At 66.3% G+C, this 16,732-nt stretch carries 18 protein-coding genes and 1 pseudogene; 7 read left to right on the forward strand and 12 right to left on the reverse strand.

What is annotated here, in order from left to right; translation table 11 throughout:
- Window positions 1–200 precede the first annotated feature (200 nt).
- A complete protein-coding gene (locus RHA1_RS03755) occupies window positions 201–2,522 on the reverse strand; it encodes an ATP-binding protein (RefSeq protein ID WP_011594031.1) in 2,322 nt (773 codons plus the stop codon).
- A 594-nt stretch (window positions 2,523–3,116) separates the two neighbouring features.
- Here RHA1_RS03755 and RHA1_RS03760 point away from each other — a divergent pair.
- Both RHA1_RS03760 and RHA1_RS49290 read left to right on the forward strand, forming a co-directional pair.
- The gene (locus RHA1_RS03760; protein WP_011594033.1) at window positions 3,117–4,238 is read left to right on the forward strand and encodes an anti-sigma-D factor RsdA; all 1,122 of its coding nucleotides are present in this window, start codon (window positions 3,117–3,119) and stop codon (window positions 4,236–4,238) included.
- Between the two features lie 4 nt (window positions 4,239–4,242).
- Window positions 4,243–4,431: pseudogene (locus RHA1_RS49290) on the forward strand (dihydrofolate reductase family protein); the annotation flags it as partial.
- Window positions 4,432–4,467: 36 nt separating this feature from the next.
- Here the strand turns inward: RHA1_RS49290 and RHA1_RS03765 are convergent.
- On the reverse strand, window positions 4,468–4,770 hold the full coding sequence (locus tag RHA1_RS03765) for a hypothetical protein (protein ID WP_009473426.1): 303 nt from the start codon (window positions 4,768–4,770) through the stop codon (window positions 4,468–4,470).
- 409 nt (window positions 4,771–5,179) lie between these two features.
- Here RHA1_RS03765 and RHA1_RS03770 point away from each other — a divergent pair, with 409 nt between their 5' ends.
- Window positions 5,180–5,824 carry a dihydrofolate reductase family protein gene (locus tag RHA1_RS03770; protein ID WP_011594034.1) on the forward strand — a complete coding sequence of 215 codons (645 nt, stop codon included), beginning with the start codon at window positions 5,180–5,182 and terminating at the stop codon, window positions 5,822–5,824.
- 177 nt (window positions 5,825–6,001) lie between these two features.
- Here the strand turns inward: RHA1_RS03770 and RHA1_RS03775 are convergent, their stop codons facing one another.
- The gene (locus RHA1_RS03775; RefSeq protein WP_029538116.1) at window positions 6,002–6,556 is read right to left on the reverse strand and encodes a TIGR03086 family metal-binding protein; all 555 of its coding nucleotides are present in this window, start codon (window positions 6,554–6,556) and stop codon (window positions 6,002–6,004) included.
- Here RHA1_RS03775 and RHA1_RS49295 point away from each other — a divergent pair.
- Window positions 6,546–6,743 (forward strand): hypothetical protein, encoded by a 198-nt coding sequence (locus RHA1_RS49295; protein ID WP_148228371.1) that lies wholly within the window; start codon window positions 6,546–6,548, stop codon window positions 6,741–6,743. The two genes, RHA1_RS03775 and RHA1_RS49295, sit on opposite strands and share 11 nt — an antisense overlap.
- Window positions 6,744–6,802: 59 nt before the next feature.
- On the opposite strand, the gene RHA1_RS03780 is transcribed toward RHA1_RS49295, so the two are convergent.
- The gene (locus tag RHA1_RS03780; RefSeq protein WP_011594036.1) at window positions 6,803–7,747 is read right to left on the reverse strand and encodes an MFS transporter; all 945 of its coding nucleotides are present in this window, start codon (window positions 7,745–7,747) and stop codon (window positions 6,803–6,805) included.
- Window positions 7,748–8,024: 277 nt separating this feature from the next.
- On the opposite strand from RHA1_RS03780, the gene RHA1_RS44445 reads away from it, so the two are divergent.
- Entirely contained in the window at window positions 8,025–8,213 is a 189-nt protein-coding gene (locus tag RHA1_RS44445; protein WP_009473436.1) for a hypothetical protein, read from the forward strand.
- Window positions 8,214–8,342: 129 nt separating this feature from the next.
- Here the strand turns inward: RHA1_RS44445 and RHA1_RS49300 are convergent, their stop codons facing one another.
- Complete coding sequence (locus RHA1_RS49300) at window positions 8,343–8,552, reverse strand: alpha/beta fold hydrolase (protein WP_016880722.1); 210 nt, start codon at window positions 8,550–8,552, stop codon at window positions 8,343–8,345.
- Between the two features lie 7 nt (window positions 8,553–8,559).
- Here RHA1_RS49300 and RHA1_RS49305 point away from each other — a divergent pair, with 7 nt between their 5' ends.
- Window positions 8,560–8,751 carry a hypothetical protein gene (locus tag RHA1_RS49305; protein ID WP_148228372.1) on the forward strand — a complete coding sequence of 64 codons (192 nt, stop codon included), beginning with the start codon at window positions 8,560–8,562 and terminating at the stop codon, window positions 8,749–8,751.
- 318 nt (window positions 8,752–9,069) lie between these two features.
- Here RHA1_RS49305 and RHA1_RS03795 read toward each other — a convergent pair whose 3' ends face one another.
- Window positions 9,070–9,918: an NADPH-dependent oxidoreductase gene (locus RHA1_RS03795; protein ID WP_016880724.1), complete on the reverse strand. Its 849-nt coding sequence runs from the start codon at window positions 9,916–9,918 to the stop codon at window positions 9,070–9,072.
- 160 nt (window positions 9,919–10,078) lie between these two features.
- Here RHA1_RS03795 and RHA1_RS03800 point away from each other — a divergent pair, with 160 nt between their 5' ends.
- Window positions 10,079–10,825: an SDR family oxidoreductase gene (locus tag RHA1_RS03800; protein WP_016880725.1), complete on the forward strand. Its 747-nt coding sequence runs from the start codon at window positions 10,079–10,081 to the stop codon at window positions 10,823–10,825.
- 12 nt (window positions 10,826–10,837) lie between these two features.
- Here the strand turns inward: RHA1_RS03800 and RHA1_RS03805 are convergent, their stop codons facing one another.
- From RHA1_RS03805 to RHA1_RS03830, 6 genes are all read right to left on the reverse strand, one after another.
- The gene (locus tag RHA1_RS03805; protein WP_237726846.1) at window positions 10,838–11,731 is read right to left on the reverse strand and encodes a reverse transcriptase family protein; all 894 of its coding nucleotides are present in this window, start codon (window positions 11,729–11,731) and stop codon (window positions 10,838–10,840) included.
- A 628-nt stretch (window positions 11,732–12,359) separates the two neighbouring features.
- Window positions 12,360–12,743, reverse strand: a complete 384-nt coding sequence (locus tag RHA1_RS03810; RefSeq protein ID WP_011594042.1) for a RidA family protein — start codon at window positions 12,741–12,743, stop codon at window positions 12,360–12,362.
- Window positions 12,744–12,801: 58 nt separating this feature from the next.
- Window positions 12,802–13,566 (reverse strand): amino acid ABC transporter ATP-binding protein, encoded by a 765-nt coding sequence (locus tag RHA1_RS03815; RefSeq protein ID WP_011594043.1) that lies wholly within the window; start codon window positions 13,564–13,566, stop codon window positions 12,802–12,804.
- Window positions 13,563–14,498 carry an amino acid ABC transporter permease gene (locus RHA1_RS03820; protein WP_011594044.1) on the reverse strand — a complete coding sequence of 312 codons (936 nt, stop codon included), beginning with the start codon at window positions 14,496–14,498 and terminating at the stop codon, window positions 13,563–13,565. Before RHA1_RS03820 ends, RHA1_RS03815 begins: the two co-directional genes overlap by 4 nt.
- Window positions 14,499–14,509: 11 nt before the next feature.
- Complete coding sequence (locus tag RHA1_RS03825) at window positions 14,510–15,433, reverse strand: transporter substrate-binding domain-containing protein (protein ID WP_016880730.1); 924 nt, start codon at window positions 15,431–15,433, stop codon at window positions 14,510–14,512.
- Window positions 15,430–16,623 (reverse strand): alpha-hydroxy acid oxidase, encoded by a 1,194-nt coding sequence (locus RHA1_RS03830; RefSeq protein ID WP_041811045.1) that lies wholly within the window; start codon window positions 16,621–16,623, stop codon window positions 15,430–15,432. Before RHA1_RS03830 ends, RHA1_RS03825 begins: the two co-directional genes overlap by 4 nt.
- Between the last annotated feature and the right edge of the window lie 109 nt (window positions 16,624–16,732).

Below are 16,732 nucleotides of genomic sequence, written 5' to 3' on the forward strand. Positions count from 1 at the left end.
CGTTCGCCAGTGGTGTGCAACGTGCCCGCAGCAAGTGAAATCGGGGGTGGTGAGGAGCAAGCCCCTCACACCACCCCGAGCCCGAGCCCGTCAACGCCGACTGACCCAGCCTACCGGAGCCCCGCGGTAAGACTCCGCCGTCCATGCGAGCCGAACGACCTGTGCCGGAACTTGTTCCGCGGACCCGGTGGCATGAAAGATCAGGACTCGCCCTGCCTGTGTTCGATGACCCAGGCCGCGATCTGAGTCCGGGAGGTGAACCCCAGTTTGGACAGAATGTGCTCGACATGGCCCTGAGCGGTGCGCTGGGAAATGACGAGTTTGTCGGCGATCGCCCTGTTGGTCAATCCCTCGGCGACCAGCTCGGCGACCTGCCGCTCCCGCCGCGTGAGAGGCGTCGACCCCGGCCCGACCGCCGCGGCGGTCGGACCACTCTCGTCGAGGGCGTACCCGGCGGCCTCCTCGAACCGCATCCCGAGACCGCGCCCGAACTCTGCCTCGAACGCGCGGTCACCGATTGCCCCGCGGGCCTTCTCCTCGCACCGGGCGTGGTGGACGAGCAGCCTCGGGTAGAGGATGCTGGGGCTGCAGCCGGCCCGCGCGAGGGCCTCAGCGGCACCCATCAGCGTGGCCGCCCGCCGAGGAGCACCCTCATCCACCGCGACCCACGACAGGACCTCGATGCACCCCGCGCCGCCGGTGCGGTCATCAACTGACCGGGCGAGCTGCAGCCCCTGCATGACAAGCTCTTTCGCCCCGGAATACTCGCCTCGCCGCCACGCCCCCATCCCCGCACCCCACAGCGCCCAGCCCCGGTACATGAACTCGCCGCGCGATTCGGTCAGCGCAAGCATCGCGCGCTGACACTCCTCGCTCCGCGCCCAGTCTTCGGCCGCGTCACTGGCCGCCGCGAGCCCGGACAGGGACCAGATCATGTACAGCACGTTGCCGTCGTCTCGGAACACTGCGAGCGAGGATTCGAAGTGCTTACACGCTGCCCGGGCATCCAGGGTGATCAGTGCGTGCTGGCCGGCGGCATCGTCCATCAGTGCCGCGGCGGTGCGATCGCCGAGCTGCGCCGCCAGGGCACTGCCGCGCTGAACATAGATTGCCGACGCGTCAGCGTCACCGTGCAGCCCGGACAGCACACTGAGCACGTACAACGCCGTGATCTGTTCGAGCCCGGGTTCGTCGCCGCGCACCGCGAGAAGCTGCGCCAGCCACCGCATCCCCTCGCGCGGCTTGCCCCGCACCCGCCAGTACGGGTACATCGCGCCCGCCATCCGAATCCCCGCGTTCGCCTCGAGCGGGCCGGTCAGGCAGAACTGCAGAGCCGCAACGACGTTGGACTGCTCAGCGTCGAGGCGCAGGGTCCAGGACAGCTGCCGCGAACTGATCCAATCGGACTCCGCCCGCAGCACCAGGCGTGCGTACCAGTCCCGGTGCCGCCGCAGCAATGATGCGAATTCGCCGGTCTCCTGCAACCGTTCCACCCCGTAGTCACGCAGCGTCTCGAGCATCCGGTACCGCGCCGCACCTCCCGTCTCCTCCCGGAGCAGGATCGATTTGTCGATCAGCGACGCCACCACGTCGACAACCTGTTCCCGCGTCATGCCGCCGGAACAGATCCCTTCCGCCGCGTCGAGCTCGAAGCCGCCGGCGAACACCGTCAGCCGTCCCCACATCTCCCGCTCCGCCCAGGTACACAAGTCGTAGCTCCAGTCGATACTCCCCAGGAGAGTCTGCTGGCGGGACGGCGCACCGCGGCTACCCGTCGTCAGCAAGGTGAAGCGGTCGGTCAATCGGTGCAGGATCTGCTCGACCGACATCACCCGCAGCCGCACCGCCGCCAACTCGATCGCCAGCGGCAGACCGTCCAGGCGCCGGCAGATCGCCGCGACAACGCCCTCGTTGCTCTCGGTGATCTCGAAACCCGGCACCGCCGTCGCCGCGCGTTCGGTGAACAGGGTCATCGCCTCGTAATGGCCAAGCCCCCCGCCGGCCACCGACCGCTGCCTCGCCTCCGGCAGCGTCAGCGGCGGCACCCGCAGCACGGCCTCGCCCCCGATTCCGAACGGCTCCCGGCTGGTCGCGAGAATCCGCACGTCCGGACAGCTGCGCAGAAGGGTTTCCGCGAGGTTTGCGACCGGGCCGACGAGGTGCTCGCAGTTGTCCAGCACGAGCAACAACTTCCGCGGCGTCAGATACTCGACTAGCTGCGTTTCCGGGGCGCCGGGGCCCTCGCGCAGGTTCAACGCCGAGAGCACCGTGTCGACGACCGCGCCCGGGTCGTACAGTTCCCCCAACCCGACCGACCACACACCGTCGTCAAACGCACGAGACGAATCGGCGGCGACCCGCAGCGCGAGCCTGGTCTTTCCCACACCCCCCACACCGGTCAACGTCACAAGCCGCGACACGGACAGTAGACGGCGGATCTCGGCGATCTCATGACGGCGGCCGACGAAACTCGTCAATTCGTAGGGGAGGTTCCCCACGTTCGCCGTGCCGCCGGAAGGCATGAAACCGTCACTTTCATCTCACATCCCCTTGCCGACCACGGTACCTTCGTCGCCACGACGCGATCCGGTCCTCGATTACCCTCTCGCTACTGTCTCGTGGCTCTGCACGGATGATCACCGTGCTGAGCGCCCCCACTTCGCCCGCGGCGGGTGCGACAACTGCGGGGGCTCGCCGAGTACCGGCCACCGGTGGGATAATCCACCTAGGAGGATCGTCCAGCCCGAAGACGATGTCCTTGCAAAAACGTCGACCCCGGCCCAGGGCCTCAGGACCGCCCGAGTGCGCCGGGGTCGGCCCACAGAGGACGGGTGTCATCCGGCAACCGACGGCGTGCGGACAACACCGGGGAACCCACAACCGACTGCAGGGTTCCGATTCCGTGCCGCTCTTCTCTGACATGCGGTAACAAGTCGGAGCCCGTCACCGACGTACTAGGTGTCGTAGTCAACGATGACGGACCCGAACAGCGGGTGCTGGACTCGAAAGGCGAGCAGGCAGATGAACGAACTGCCGAGAAAACGACCCCGGCCGTGGGTACTACCACGGGAGCTGTCCGCGTGGCTCGACACGAGCCACGCGGGTAACGAGGGCAGGTGAGAGGTTTGGCTAGGGGCATCAAGCGCAACGGCGATCCCGATGCCGATCCCCCAGGAGACGACGCACCGGTGAACGTCGCGGCGGTACGCCGCGACGACGCTTTGATCGACGCGATCGCCGGCGGCGGTCCCGTCGCAACGGATTCGCCGGAACAGGACCAGCTCGCGCTCCTGCTGACCAATTGGCGCGCCGACATCGTGGCGACACCGATGCCGACCGGGCCGCTGCTCGACGACGTGATCGCGGCGATCGACGCCTCGGACGCCCGTTCCGCACGCAGCGCCGCCCGCGGAAAGCTCCGCTTGTTGCGACCCATCGCAGGCGCTGCCGCCGCGATCGCGGTCGTCATGGGTGGCGCCACCATCTTCTCGTACAACGCCGCACCCGGCGATCCGCTGTGGAGCGTCAAGTCGGTCGTGTTCAGCCAGCAGGCCGAGTCGACCGTCGCGCAGATTGACACCACGTCGCAGCTGCAGGAGGCCGAGCGGCTGATCGCCGCGGGCGACGCGGCGGCGGCGAAGAACCTGCTCGAGGACGCCGCCGACCGTTCCGGCGGGGTACGTGACGCCGACACGCGCAACGAACTCGACGTGTGGCGGGCGAAGCTCGCCGCGGAGGTCGAGAAGATCACTCCCACCACGCCGCCTGCGACGACGACGCCCGGAACCACCACCACCGGCACGCCGACGCAGACCATCGAATTGCCGGCTACACCCGGTTCCACGACGGCGCCGGGAGTCGAGCCGTTGCCGGGAACCCTGCCGACCGACCTGCAGCTTCCCGGACAGCCGCCCACGTCACTGCCGCCGCTACCCACGACGACGCTCCCGCTCCCGCCCGAGACATTGCCGTCCACCAGCCCTGAACCCACCATCACGATGGTCCCGCCTCCGCAGCCGCCCCTGCCTCTGCCGTCGGACAACCCGACCACACAACCACCCCCGCCTGTTCCGTCGGACAACCCGACCACACAACCGCCCCCGCCTGTTCCGTCGGACAACCCGACCACACAACCGCCCCCGCCTGTTCCGTCGGACAACCCGACCACACAGCCACCCCCGCCTCCGCTGTCGGAGCCTTCCTCGGCGCCGCTCCAGCCGCCAGTCCCGACCAGCTGAGGCGGGCAGCATCACGCTGACCCACACCCTGATCGTCTCCGGCTTGGTCGACGGGTACCGGATGTTCGTGTACCCCACCGTGCAGGGTCGGGGACGACGGCTGTTCCCCGACGGTTACGCCATGCGGAAACTGCAGCTGGCGCAGGCCCGCAGCTTCGAAAACGGCGTCTCTCTGCTGCGCTTCACCCTCTGAGCGCGGCGGTGCCCATACCGGCGGCGGATAGTTGTCCTACTTATGCCGGCTTTCGGCGATCCGCGCCTGAGCAAGCGCGGTCATCACCCGCTCGGTCATCTCCGGCCATGGCGGTCGCCGCAACACCGCGATCGTGCCGATGACGGCCGCCGCGAAACCCGTGCAGACCCCGATCAACGCGTGCCAGCTCGCATCGACGGCGGGCGTCCACGTAACACCCTCCGCACCGACTGTGTAGATGCCGACCGGACGCTCACCTCGTCGACCCCAACCTGTCCGCGACACAGTGATGATCACCGTGCCGTTACTCGCCTCGTACGGCTCGCCGAAGACCAGCATCGAGTCCTCCTTATCGGGGCCGTCAGTCTACTGCGCGAAGCACGGCGATCGCCCCGATCCGCCCCTTCGGCCGGGCGACCGTGGTGGCGTCGGGCGCGCGACTCGCCAGTGCACCTCGGTAGGTTTTCGGATCACGGCTCTGGTCATTTTCGGCCTTCGTCCGGCTCCTCAGAGGGAACCGCGTCCCTGCTGTCGATGTCGTCACTGGGCTTCGACTGTTCGTTGCGTAGTGGTATCAGCCCTGAGTGCAAAGAAATGCCAGACTGGGCTGACCGCCTTTGGCGGCACTGCACCATTCGGAAGCAGATCGGCCGACGGGACACGATTTCGACGTTCGCGATGAGTCCAGCCATCTCTTCCGGTCTGTCTATTTGTATCCCGGTCCATCCGATCATTGGAGGAGGCGCCCATGCCCCGCACCCGCATCCACAACATGAACATCTCCCTCGACGGCTACGCCGCCGGCGAGCACGTGACTTTCGACGCCCCGATCGGCGGTGCGCAACGGCTATTCGACTGGTTCGACGGACGCGTCATCCACGGGGTCGACCGGGTAGACGCCCCGATCACCCTGGACCGCGCCGTGACCAGCCTGTGGAGCCAGGGCATCGGCGCGGAGATCATGGGGCGCCGCAAGTTCGGACCCCACAGCGGCGATTGGCCCGACGACGGGTGGCGGGGCTGGTGGGGCGACGAACCGCCATTTCAGACACCGGTGTTCGTCATGAGCCACTACCCACACCCGAGCATCGACTTCCCCAACGGAACCAGCTTCCATTTCGTGGACGCGCCACCCGATGAGGTGCTGCGCATGGCCCAGGAAGCAGCGAACGGTCAGGACGTCCGTATCGGCGGAGGACCCTCGATCGTGCGGCAGTTTCTGCAAGCCGACCTGATCGACTTCATGCACCTGGTGATCGTGCCCATCACCCTCGGGCGCGGCGTATCCCTCTGGGAGGGCTTGGAGGGCATCGAAGACCGCTTCACAGTCGAGACCGTCACCTCACCCAGCGGTCTCACCCATCAGCTCTGGAACAAGAACGGCCACGACTGAATCCGGACGCCTCGGTGGGGTGACGGCGCCCTGATTGACGGGGAAGAAGGCCTTGTCGTCGTCGAGCATTGTCGGACCTAGGGCGGGGACGCGTTGGAGTGGCCGACAGCGCGCCGAGGGACAGGCGGTTCCGCACGCGGATCCTCGGCGGGAGGTCCTCGATCGCTTGGCGTTGGGCTAGGGCCGTCGTCCGAACCAATCGAGGAGTCGGGTCTGCTGCGAAGCGTCGGGAGGCAATGTGTCGCTCGGGCCCTCGCCGTACGCACCGAAGGCGAGCATGTCGTCCAGATGTGGTTCGACCACGCGCGACAGTCCGGCGACCACAGGCGGATCAAGAGTTTCATCGAGGCCCGCCGCGCGGAGGAGGTCCCACGCGTGGACCACGAGATCGACGAGCCGGAAGCGCAGGAACGCCTCGGCGGGGACGTCGCCGTTCGGGCCCGGAACTGGCTGTTCCGGTGGTGCGGCGGCGAAGGCCTCGGCCTGCTGTCGTGACGATTCGGCCACCGCGGCGACCGGGTCGTCTCCGAGCTGGTCATCCGTGAGCATGTTCCGGGCCTGTTCACGACCGACGCCGCCAAGCAGGAGCGAAGTGAAGCGGTTCCCCACCACGACGTGCTCGACCAGGTCGCGCACCGAAATCTGTGACGGTGTGGGCAGGTCCCATGAGTCCACCGGGAGTTGGCGCACCACGCGCTCGAATTCGGCCGAGGCAGCGAGAATGAGTTCCACCTTTCGCACGGTAGCGGTCGTGGACTGGTTCCGGACAGGTGCGTCGTGGCGGATGTCCTCCTCGGGAACGGCGTACGGCGATTCCGTGGAACCGTGGACTCTGACAGCCACGCTGCCGCTCGCGGCGGGCATATCGTGGGCGCAGATCGCCGAACGTTCCCCGGTCACGGCCCCCACGACATACTGAACCAATCGGCAAGCGCCCGCTGTCGATCGAGATTCTCTGGCTCCCGCTCGCGCACGTCGTCAGGCGCGAGAGCGACGTTCGAGCATCAGGACGCTGATACTGGCGACGACCAGAACCACCGCCAGCGCGAAGAAGACGTCGCGTGGGAGGAAGCCGGCGCCGAGGGCAGACCCGACGATCAACGGGCCGGCGATTCCGCCGAGGCGCCCGATCCCGAGGGCCCAGCCGACTCCGGTGGACCGCATGCCGGGTGGATACAGCACAGTTGCCAGGGCGATGACGCTCATCTGCCCGCCGGTCACACACGTGCCCGTCAGGAATGCGGTTCCGAGAAGTGCCCAGGTGCTGCCGCCACCGATGACCCACCCCAGTGCCGCGACGAAGGCCGCACCGCCGAGATAGACGATGCCGAGAGTGTGGAACGGGTTGGTCTTGTCCATCGCGGGACCGATGATGATTGCTGCCAGAATCCCGCCGATCGTGGTCAAGACGGTCGAGGCGATAACGACGCGTGACGGCGCTCCCAGCGAGCCGACAATCGTCGGAAGCCAGCTTTGAATTGCGTAGAAGGCCGCCAGATTTGCCGCGAAGGCAGTCCACAGCAGGAGGGTGCTCAGGAACCACCTGCCGCGTACCAGATCGACGACCATCGGAACCTTCCCACGGCCGGGTTCCTCGGCACTCGAGTAGTCGGTCCGAATGACCGTATCGGCGGGCAGGCCGGGGTCGATGCGGCGCAGGGTGGCATGTGCACGGGTGGGAGCGCCGCGCATCAGTAGGTAGCGGGGTGAATCGGGGAAGTAACGCAGCAGAGGAATGAGTAGCACCAACGGCACGATGCCTCCGATGACGAACATCGCGCGCCAGCCCAAGTGTGGGATGACCACGCCGGAGACGATTCCCGCGGCCACGAAGCCGAGTGCGAACCACGCGGCTTTCCTCCGCGGGGACACCGACACCGCAGATCTCGCCCACCGCGTCGCTTCGACCATCTGGTCCGGCATCGCCGCGCCCTAGCCGGGTGCGGAAGGCTCCGGTGCTCGTCGAGTGGAGCTTGAAGCGCCGATGGAGGCACGTGGCCACGGCGAGAACCGTGCACGCTTGCGCCGGCCGACCCCACCGTTTCCGATATCCGCTATTGACGAAACCGCCAGCTCCAGGTGATGATTTGGGTATCCCACCCGAGGTGGGGAGAGGGCCCGCCCCTCTGTTGGAGATCACTCATCGGGCAGCACCAGAACGGTCGCTGTCGTCGTGTGTCCACAACAGAAAGGGGTCCACATGGTCCAGCCCGAAGTCCTGATCGCCCTGCTGATCGCCGCCTGCTTCATCTTCTTCGTGAGCGCCTGCTTGGTCACGGTCATCGTCATCGTCATCGTCACCGGCAGTACCGCCGGCCTCCGTGACTTCGCGAAGGTGCTCGCTGCATTCGGACGCGTAATCCGCCTCCGGTTCCGGTTCGGCAACTGACCACAGCGCGAAACCCTCGCACAGGAGGGAGTCCCCGGTATCGGTCCGGGGACTCCCCCGGGGTCTGTGTCCATCAATCGAGAAACTGTCACCGAAGCCCGAACACCAGAACGACGATGCTGGTCGCCGCTAACTGACCTCGAGCGGACCGAGGTGTCCGATCAGATGGTGCGAGAAGAAATCCTTCAGGCCCCGCGCCGATGCCGTCGGGTTTTGCACCATCAGTAGGTGCCCGGCCCCCGGCACGGTGAGGCGCTCGGCCCGCGGGAACCAGCGCTGCACGAGCTCGCTTCCATCGACGAACCGCGCGCAACTCTCGGCACCGAGCACATTGAGCACCGGCCGCGTGATGCGCCCGGGCCTCCCCTGCCCCGAAACTCCGCTGCTGCACGGCCGGCATCTCAGCTCGGCAGAACAAGTCAGCCTCGTCGAGCTCCTCGTCGAAGGCGTGGGGAATCACCCGGTCCAGCACGGCACGGTAGCCATCGCCGCACACATGGCGCAGGAACCCGTCCACCGCGGCGGCCTTGTCGCCTGATCTGTAGGCAGCGATGACCCGCAAGGTCGAATACTCCATCAGCTGCGCGACCAGTGGGTCGTACCACGAGACGAAGGCACCGGCGTGTAGGAGCACGACGCGCTCACCGCCCTCGCGCAGCTCATAGGTCAGTGAGACGTCACCAAACCGGGCACTGTCCACGGCGTCCCCTACGGATCCGCTCCATGAAGTCAGTTCTAGTGGAATGGCTCACGAGTCAAGGGCTGCGGCAGGTGACCCGGTGGGTGGTCCCGCAGAGCCACCCACCGGGTTTCGAACTTCAAACGGCCACCGTGCACCGGCGGCCGCGTCACACCTCTAGCGAAGGGGGAACCCGAGACGAACGAGCGATTCCTTCAGCCGATCCCGCCCGTTCAGCCGCGTCGCGGACGCGAGTCGGTCCAGAACCCTTTCGATCCAGGAATGTTCGAGCTGCTGCGCCGAGTAGAAGGCAGCGATCCGCCCCTCGTAGGCGTCGACGTGGTCGCGTTGGGCGAGCAGGTCGTACTTCTCGTGGTGCAACACCGCAGCTCGGGGCAGGCGCGGCTTGATCTGGGCGTCGGCGTCCGGATGGGGCTGCCCGACGACGAGCCCGAACACCGCGAACACGTGGGGTGGCAGGCCGAGTTCCGCCGCGACTTCCTCGGGCTTGTTGCGCAGCGCCCCGATGAACACCGTTCCCAACCCGAGCGACTCCGCCGCGGTCACGGCGTTCTGCGCCGCCAGGGCGGCATCGATGAACCCGATATAGCTGCTCTCGAGGTAGTCGGCGCCCTCGATCGGCGCGCCGCGGTCGCCAGCGAGCTGGCGGACACGGGCGAAGTCGGCGAGCCAGACCAGCAGGACGGGAGCCTCGATGATGTGGGCCTGGTCGCCCGCGAGTGCGGCCAGACGAGCCTTGCTGTCGGGGTCGCGGACCGCGACGACGCTCCACGCCTGGAGGTTCGACGACGTGGCGGCCGACTGCCCGGCCGACACGAGCACGTCGAGCGTCTCGTCGGTCAGCGGATCGGGTAGGTAGCGGCGGACCGACCGGTGCGAGTGCAGGGCTTCGAGAACCGGATTCCACTGCGCGGGTTCGGTGAGGGCGGGGTCCCAGTAGCGCTGCTGCAGCGCCGTGCGAGGTGCGATGTCTGCGATGGTCACCCGGACAGGAAAGCCGACCACCGCCCCCCGCTCCAGTGTTAGGCGCACCGTGATTCCTGAGAGCCCCCCGCGTTCTCGTCGACACCCGCGAACGGAACGCGTGAACAGCCGCAGCGACGCCGCCGATCGGCGACAATTCGGGGGCTTCCGACAGCTGTTCGGAACTACGTGATGCAAGGGAGTGGATGTGACGGAACGGGTGATCGTGGTGACGGGTGCCGGCTCGGGAATCGGTCGGTCGATCGCGACCGGACTGCTCGACGCCGGGCATCACGTGGTGCTGACAGGGCGGGCGCGGGAAAAGCTGGACGAGACAGCGCACGGTCGCGAACACGCAGTCGTGGTGCCGGCCGACGTCTCGTCGCCGCAGTCGGTGCACAGCCTCTTCGCCGCCGTGGCCGAACGATTCGGCCGCCTCGACGTACTCGTCAACAATGCGGGCACCTTCGGCCCGTCCGGCGCGGTGGACGAGATCGAACCGGAGGACTGGGACCGAACAGTCGCCACCAATTTGACCGGCGTCTTCCTCTGCTCCCGGGAGGCCGTGCGAATGATGAAAGCCCAGACACCACGCGGCGGACGCATCATCAACAACGGTTCACTGTCCGCCCACACGCCACGACCCGCGAGCGTCGCCTACACGGCAACTAAACACGGGGTGTCGGGGTTGACCAAGTCGATCGCGCTCGACGGACGCGACCACGACATCTGCTGCACCCAGATCGACATCGGGAACGCCGCAACCGCCATGACCGAAGGCATCGGCCAATCCGCCCGGCAACCGGACGGATCAATGCGAGCGGAACCCACCTTCGACCCGCGGTACGTCGCGGACGCAGTGACCCGACTGGTCGAACTCCCCTTGGACGTCACCGTGCCGACGATGACCATCATGGCCACCGGCATGCCGTACATCGGCCGCGGCTGACCGCGCGGCCGATCAGCGGCGCGGGTCTGCCCAGTCGACCCGGGCGGCCAGTGCGTGCAGCGACCGTTTCCTGCTCGCGTTGGATTCCCCGACCCGGGCGATGCGTCCGTAGACGTATTCACGGAAATGCGTTCTGCCGTCACGATTCTGCGAATCGGGTGCGTAGCGAGCGCAATTGAAGAGCAGGGCTCTCAGGTCGTCGTATTCGGCGCGCGCCGCCTGCGGACGGGTGTTGACCACCAGCCCGGCCAGGTGCTGGCGTCGGTGCGCCCGCATGATCCGGGTCTTGGCCGGGTGCACGGAGAAGCCTTCGTCCGCAACGATCCGGCCGACGGCGTGGATCAGTCGGTCCACCGCCAGTTCCGTGCCGGAGAACGCGAGGTCGTCGGCGTATCTCGTGTAGCAGGCCCGATGGGTTCTCGCGAGTCCGGTCAGTCTGCGGTCGAGCCGGTAGGCGGCGAGATTGGCGAGCGCCGGCGAGGTCGGTGCGCCCTGCGGCAGGTGCGCACCCCGGAGTCGACTCGCCGCATCGAAGGGAAGCTGCGCGAGAACACCCGGCGGGGTGCCCGTGGTGCAGAGTCCGGCGAGCACGCGTGACACCGCGTTCGGGTAGCCGAGGGCATCGAAGACCGCCCTCACCCGCGTCTGGGAGACGGAGGGAAAGAAGGCACGGAGGTCGATGCGCACCACGACGTCGTGCCCCGCATGGGGAGCGGCGAAGGTGTGGACGCTGCGACCTCGGACGTATCCGTGCGGCGCGGCGTGGGGTGGGACGCGGTCGAGGACCGAACGCAGAATCCGGCGCTGCACCTCTCGAAGGCGTCCTTGGGTGCCTCGAGCAGGCGGTTGTCCGATCGGATCCGATAGCGGTAGTGCTGCAGCGGAGTCGCTTTCGTGCGCAGCCATCCGCCGGGATCTGCAAACCAGTCGAGTTCGGCGGGGGTGAGACCGACCGCGTCGGCGACCCCCGCCGTGTGCGACCACCGTGGGACGTCGAATTTCCAGTCACTGCCGGACACTTCGACGACCGTCTCCGGTTGCTCGATCTGCGGGAGCTCCGACAGCAGCCGATAGACGCTGTCGGCGCCGTCGGCCGGCGGCGTGGGCATCAGGTCGTGGAGCCGTGTCGCGATTCGTCCGGCATCCGGCGCACCGGCTTCCTCGAAGCGGAGCATCAGGCCGGCCCTGGTCCACGCTCCGGCGGTCGCCACTTCCGCGAGGCGACGAGCAAGTTCAGCTGCAGGGCCCGGCCGGTTGTCATGTGTGCGACGGTGCGAGGTGACCGATATCTGTCGTCTGCGGCGCGCCGAAGCACGCGGAGCATACGGTCGCGCGTCGGACGGTGTCTCCGATGAACACTCTCGAGCCAGGGGTTTCCCCTGGCGTGGTCGCGGCCGGCGTACCGGCCACACCACTCTCACCTCTGCACCGTCGCACCTCGTGAGAATGCCACATGATCTCGGCCGTGCGGGCCCCTGTCGGTCTTGATGTCGAATCGAGCGACTCCGTCAGTCGGAGTGCGCAATCGACCCAGTCAGCGGGGGCACAGGGCGACGACGTCGATTTCGACCAGGAAGTCACCGAGATGCGATCCGACGGTGGTCCGCGCCGGGTACGGGTGCGAGACGAACTTCTGATAGGTCTCGTTGAAACCGGTGAAGTCTCGCGCCGGATTCTGCAGGTGGACGGTGGCTTTGACCACGTGTGAGAAGTCCGAGCCACACGATTCGAGTACGGCTGCCAGATTGCGCATCGCCTGTTCCGTTTGTTCTTCGATGGTGGTGCCGACGAGTTCCCACGTATCCGGGTGGTGGGGCGTCTGACCTGCCGTGTACAGGACCCCGTCGGCAATGATCGCCTGGGAGTAGTGCCCTGCAGGGCTGGGTGCATGTTCTGTGCTGACCTGTTGCCTGTTCACGTGGTTCCTCAGTCCTGAATGTTCGTTGTTCTCGATCTCGGGCGGGCGGGTGAGGTGCTCACAGCACCTTCGAGAGAAACGCGCGGGTCCTCTCCTGTTGCGGGTTCCCCAGAACCTCGGACGGCGGGCCCGCCTCGACGACGACACCCTGGTCCATGAAGACGATCTGATCGCTGACCTCGCGGGCAAACCCCAGCTCGTGGGTGACCACGACCATGGTCATACCCGCTCCCGCAAGGAACTTCATCACATCCAGTACCTCACCGACGAGTTCCGGGTCGAGCGCTGAGGTCGGCTCGTCGAAGAGCAGCAACTTGGGCTTCATCGCCAGTGCGCGAGCAATCGCGATCCGCTGTTGCTGTCCCCCGGAGAGCTCCCGCGGGTATGCCTGACCTCGGTTCCCCAGCCCGACACGATCGAGAAGCACGTGCGCCTCCGCTGTCACCTCGTCGCGGGGTCGGCCGAGAACGTGGATCGGGGCTTCGACGATGTTCTCGAGAACGGTCATGTGCGGAAACAGGTTGAAGCGCTGAAACACCATCCCGGCATTCAGCCTGGACCGTGCCGTCTGCCGTGGCTTCATCTCGTGAAGCCTGCCATTGCGTTCGGAGTAGCCGATCAACTGTTGATCCACGTACAGGCGGCCCGCATCAACCTTCTCGAGGTGATTGATGCAGCGCAGGAACGTTGTCTTCCCGGATCCGGACGGTCCGATGAGGCAGGTCACCGAGCCGCGTTCGACACTGAGGTCGATGCCCTTGAGGATCTCGGTGGCACCGAACCTCTTCCGGACGCCCTGTGCTTTCACCATGACGGTGTTCATTTCGCCCTTCCCAGTGCAAATCGACGGCGTGCGGGGGCTATCGACGCGGTGAAACCACGCGCGTAGTGTTTTTCGAGCTTGTCCTGGAAGAAGCTCAGGATGGTGGTCATCAGGAGATACCACAGGCTCGCGACGATGAGTAGCGGAATCGTCTGGTAATTCAGCGAATAGATGATCTGCGCGGAGTACAGCAGATCGGAGATCGCCAGAACGCTGACGAGGGTTGTCCCTTTCAGCATCGAGATCACCTGGTTCCCCGTCGGCGGGAGCACCACACGCATGGCCTGGGGAAGAATGACCCGGCGCATCAGCTGAGTCTTGTTCATTCCCAGCGCCTGAGCCGCGTCGTACTGGCCGTTGTCCACCGATCCGATGCCACCGCGGATGATCTCTGCCATATAGGCCGCTTCGTTCAGCGACAACCCGAGGAGGGCGGCCCCGAGTGGCGTGATCAGCGTGTTGACGGAACCGATCATGAATTCGGGTCCCCCGAACGGGATTCCGATCGAGATGGTGGGATACAGGGCTGCGATGTTGTACCAGAAGATCAGTTGGACGAGGAGCGGAGTTCCCCGGAAGAACCAGATGTAGCCCCGGCTGATCGAATTGACGATCGGGTTGTCCGACAGTCGCATGACAGCAAGAAGCGTTCCGAGCGAAATCCCGGCGGTCATCGAGACTATCGTCAGGATGATCGTCAGAACTACGCCTCGAAGTATCTCCGGGGCAAAGAGATAAGACGACACGACAGTCCAATGGAATCGGTCGTTGGTTGCGACGTTCCACGTCACCGCCACGGCGACGATGAGCAGCGCCAGTCCGAACGTCTGTCGCACAGGATGTTTGAGCGGCACAACCGGGATGGACGTGTCCGGGGACGCCGATACCGCGGACGGTGGAGGAAAGGCGTCTCGCGAGGCCAATTGGTGCATGGTAGGTCTCCTTATTGAGCCGCGTTGACGCGTGCTCGAGTGATCATCGCGGACTCCGAACCGTATTTTCCGAGGACTTCCCTGTACGCATCGCTGGCGATGACGGCGTCGAGTGCCGCGGACACGGCGTCGACGAGTGCGGGTTCCTTGGTCACGCCGACGGCGACGGGGGCGTAATCGAATGTGTCCGACAACTCGAGGGCGGGATTGTTCGCCGTGGCGTACGAGAGGATCGGGGAATCTGCCAGGACGGCGTCCTGCCGGCCACTGGTCAACGCAGAAATCGCCTGCCGCGTGTCCTGGAACTGGCCGGTCTGGATCGGCGGCTTACCGGCGGCCGCGCAGTCTTGCTCATAGGCCGGAATGTTGACGGTGAGCTGATACGAGCCCGTCAGGACGCCGACCCTCTTGCCGCACAGGGTGTCCTTCGTGACGGGTTCCCCTCCCTTCGCGACGACGATGGCGTTTCCCACCTGCATGTAGTCGACGAAATCCATTGCCGCCATCCGCTTGGTGGTGGGCGTCATCGAGGACACCGTCATGTCGTAGCGTCCGGCTGCGATCCCGGGAATGATCGAGTCGAAATTGACGACCTTGATGTCGACGTCCAGGTTCAGGGCCTTTCCGATGAGTCTCGCGATGTCGGGGTTCGTGCCCGTCATGTATCGGGTGCCCTCCGAATAGAACTGGGTGGGAGGTTCATTCGTCGGGATCGCGACCCGCAGTGTGTGCCGTGCGGTCACCGAGCCGGGCAGCAGTGCGACTGCCGCTTCGTTCACCGCGAGTGACGGCGTGCTGTCGCCCTCGACAGGAGCCGAGGCCGGCGGGTCCGCAAATTCCTCGAGCCGGCCGCAGCCGATCGTGGAGAAGAGGAGGGCGGCGAGTGCGCCGGCACACAGAAGCCGGTGAGAGTAGCCTCCGGGAGTCCTCGTCATGACGAGGACTTCTGCTTCGGTGTGGCCGCGTGCGGTCCGGTGGATGCGTGCGTCGAGCGGGCGAACGCGGCATGGCGGTTCCGAACGAGGGACGGCCCGTTGTCCTGCAGTTCCTTGATGCTCGAGACCCCCAGCAGCATCATCGTCCGGGTCATCTCCTCCGCGAAGATCCGCAGCACGTGCGCGACACCCTCCTGGCCCGCCGCCGCGAGGCCGTAAAGGTACGGGCGGCCGATCGCACACGCATTCGCCCCCAGCGCCAGCGCCTTGATCGCGTCCGAGCCGCGGCGGATGCCGCCGTCGACGATGATCTCGACCCGACCGTTCACGCGTTCGACGATCTCCGGCAGCACGTCCATCGGGGAGGCCATGTGATCGAGTTGCCGTCCACCGTGGTTGCTGACCTGGATGGCGTCGATCCCGATGTCGGCGGCGATCGCCGCGTCGTCGGCGCTGACACACCCCTTGAGGACGATCGGACCGCTCCATCGGGAGCGCAGGTCGCAGAGGGTGTCCCAGTCGGTGGGCTCGTAGGAACCCGACAGCAGAGTTCGCCACATATCCGGCGTGCTCGCCAGCGGCCCCGCCGCGATGGTCCCGTCGAGATTGGGGAAGGCGATCGCGTCGTTGCGCAGAAATCTCCACGCCCACACGGGATGTAGCGCCCCTTCGATGACCGTCCGCGGTTTCAGGGACGGGGGTGCCGTGAAGCCGTTGCGGTAGTCGCGTTCGCGATGACCGATCGCTCGGCAATCGACGTTGACCAGCAGGGCTTCGTATCCCGCGTTCGCTGTCCGGTCGAGCATCGCCTGGAGCATGCCCTTGTCCGCCATCGGTTCGATGTTGAACCAGCGACGAAGGCTCGGGGTCTGCGCGCTGACCAATTCCATCGGCGTCGTACTCAAGTGCGCCAGACCGTATGGGACATTCGCGGCGAGAGCAGCACGCGCCGCACCGATTTCGCCCTCCGGGTGAAAGAGGCGTGTTCCCCCGGTGGGCGAGAGCATCAACGGCATGGCAACCGGCTTGCCCAGGAGGGTCGACGCCAGGTCGAGGTTCTCCACCGCGCCCCACCGTGGCACGAACGACCAGTCGTCGAACGAGGAACGATTGCGGCGGACCGACGCTTCGTCTTCGCCGCCGCCCTCGATGTAGTCGAAGATGCTCAGCGGGAGACGCGCGGCGGCCATCTTTCGTACGTCTTCGATGCTGTGGCATCGCCGTGCAAGCCGTTGCGACGCGGACCGAGCGGGGCCCTCGACATTCACTAACGACCTGACATCTCTGAGTTTCATCGGG

Source organism: Rhodococcus jostii RHA1 (genome assembly GCF_000014565.1).
GTDB lineage: Bacteria > Actinomycetota > Actinomycetes > Mycobacteriales > Mycobacteriaceae > Rhodococcus_F > Rhodococcus_F jostii_A.

Excerpts from the sequence above, each read along its gene's own strand:
- RHA1_RS03765 (WP_009473426.1), bottom strand. The coding sequence starts at position 4,770 with ATGCTGGTCTTCGGCGAGCCGTACGAGGCGAGTAACGGCACGGTGATC.
- RHA1_RS03770 (WP_011594034.1), top strand. The coding sequence starts at position 5,180 with ATGCCCCGCACCCGCATCCACAACATGAACATCTCCCTCGACGGCTAC.
- RHA1_RS44445 (WP_009473436.1), top strand. The coding sequence starts at position 8,025 with ATGGTCCAGCCCGAAGTCCTGATCGCCCTGCTGATCGCCGCCTGCTTC.
- RHA1_RS03815 (WP_011594043.1), bottom strand. The coding sequence starts at position 13,566 with ATGAACACCGTCATGGTGAAAGCACAGGGCGTCCGGAAGAGGTTCGGT.
- RHA1_RS03820 (WP_011594044.1), bottom strand. The coding sequence starts at position 14,498 with ATGCACCAATTGGCCTCGCGAGACGCCTTTCCTCCACCGTCCGCGGTA.
- RHA1_RS03825 (WP_016880730.1), bottom strand. The coding sequence starts at position 15,433 with ATGACGAGGACTCCCGGAGGCTACTCTCACCGGCTTCTGTGTGCCGGC.
- RHA1_RS49295 (WP_148228371.1), top strand. The coding sequence starts at position 6,546 with ATGAGTTCCACCTTTCGCACGGTAGCGGTCGTGGACTGGTTCCGGACA.
- RHA1_RS03805 (WP_237726846.1), bottom strand. The coding sequence starts at position 11,731 with ATGGCTGCGCACGAAAGCGACTCCGCTGCAGCACTACCGCTATCGGAT.
- RHA1_RS03755 (WP_011594031.1), bottom strand. The coding sequence starts at position 2,522 with ATGCCTTCCGGCGGCACGGCGAACGTGGGGAACCTCCCCTACGAATTG.
- RHA1_RS03830 (WP_041811045.1), bottom strand. The coding sequence starts at position 16,623 with ATGGCCGCCGCGCGTCTCCCGCTGAGCATCTTCGACTACATCGAGGGC.
- RHA1_RS03780 (WP_011594036.1), bottom strand. The coding sequence starts at position 7,747 with ATGCCGGACCAGATGGTCGAAGCGACGCGGTGGGCGAGATCTGCGGTG.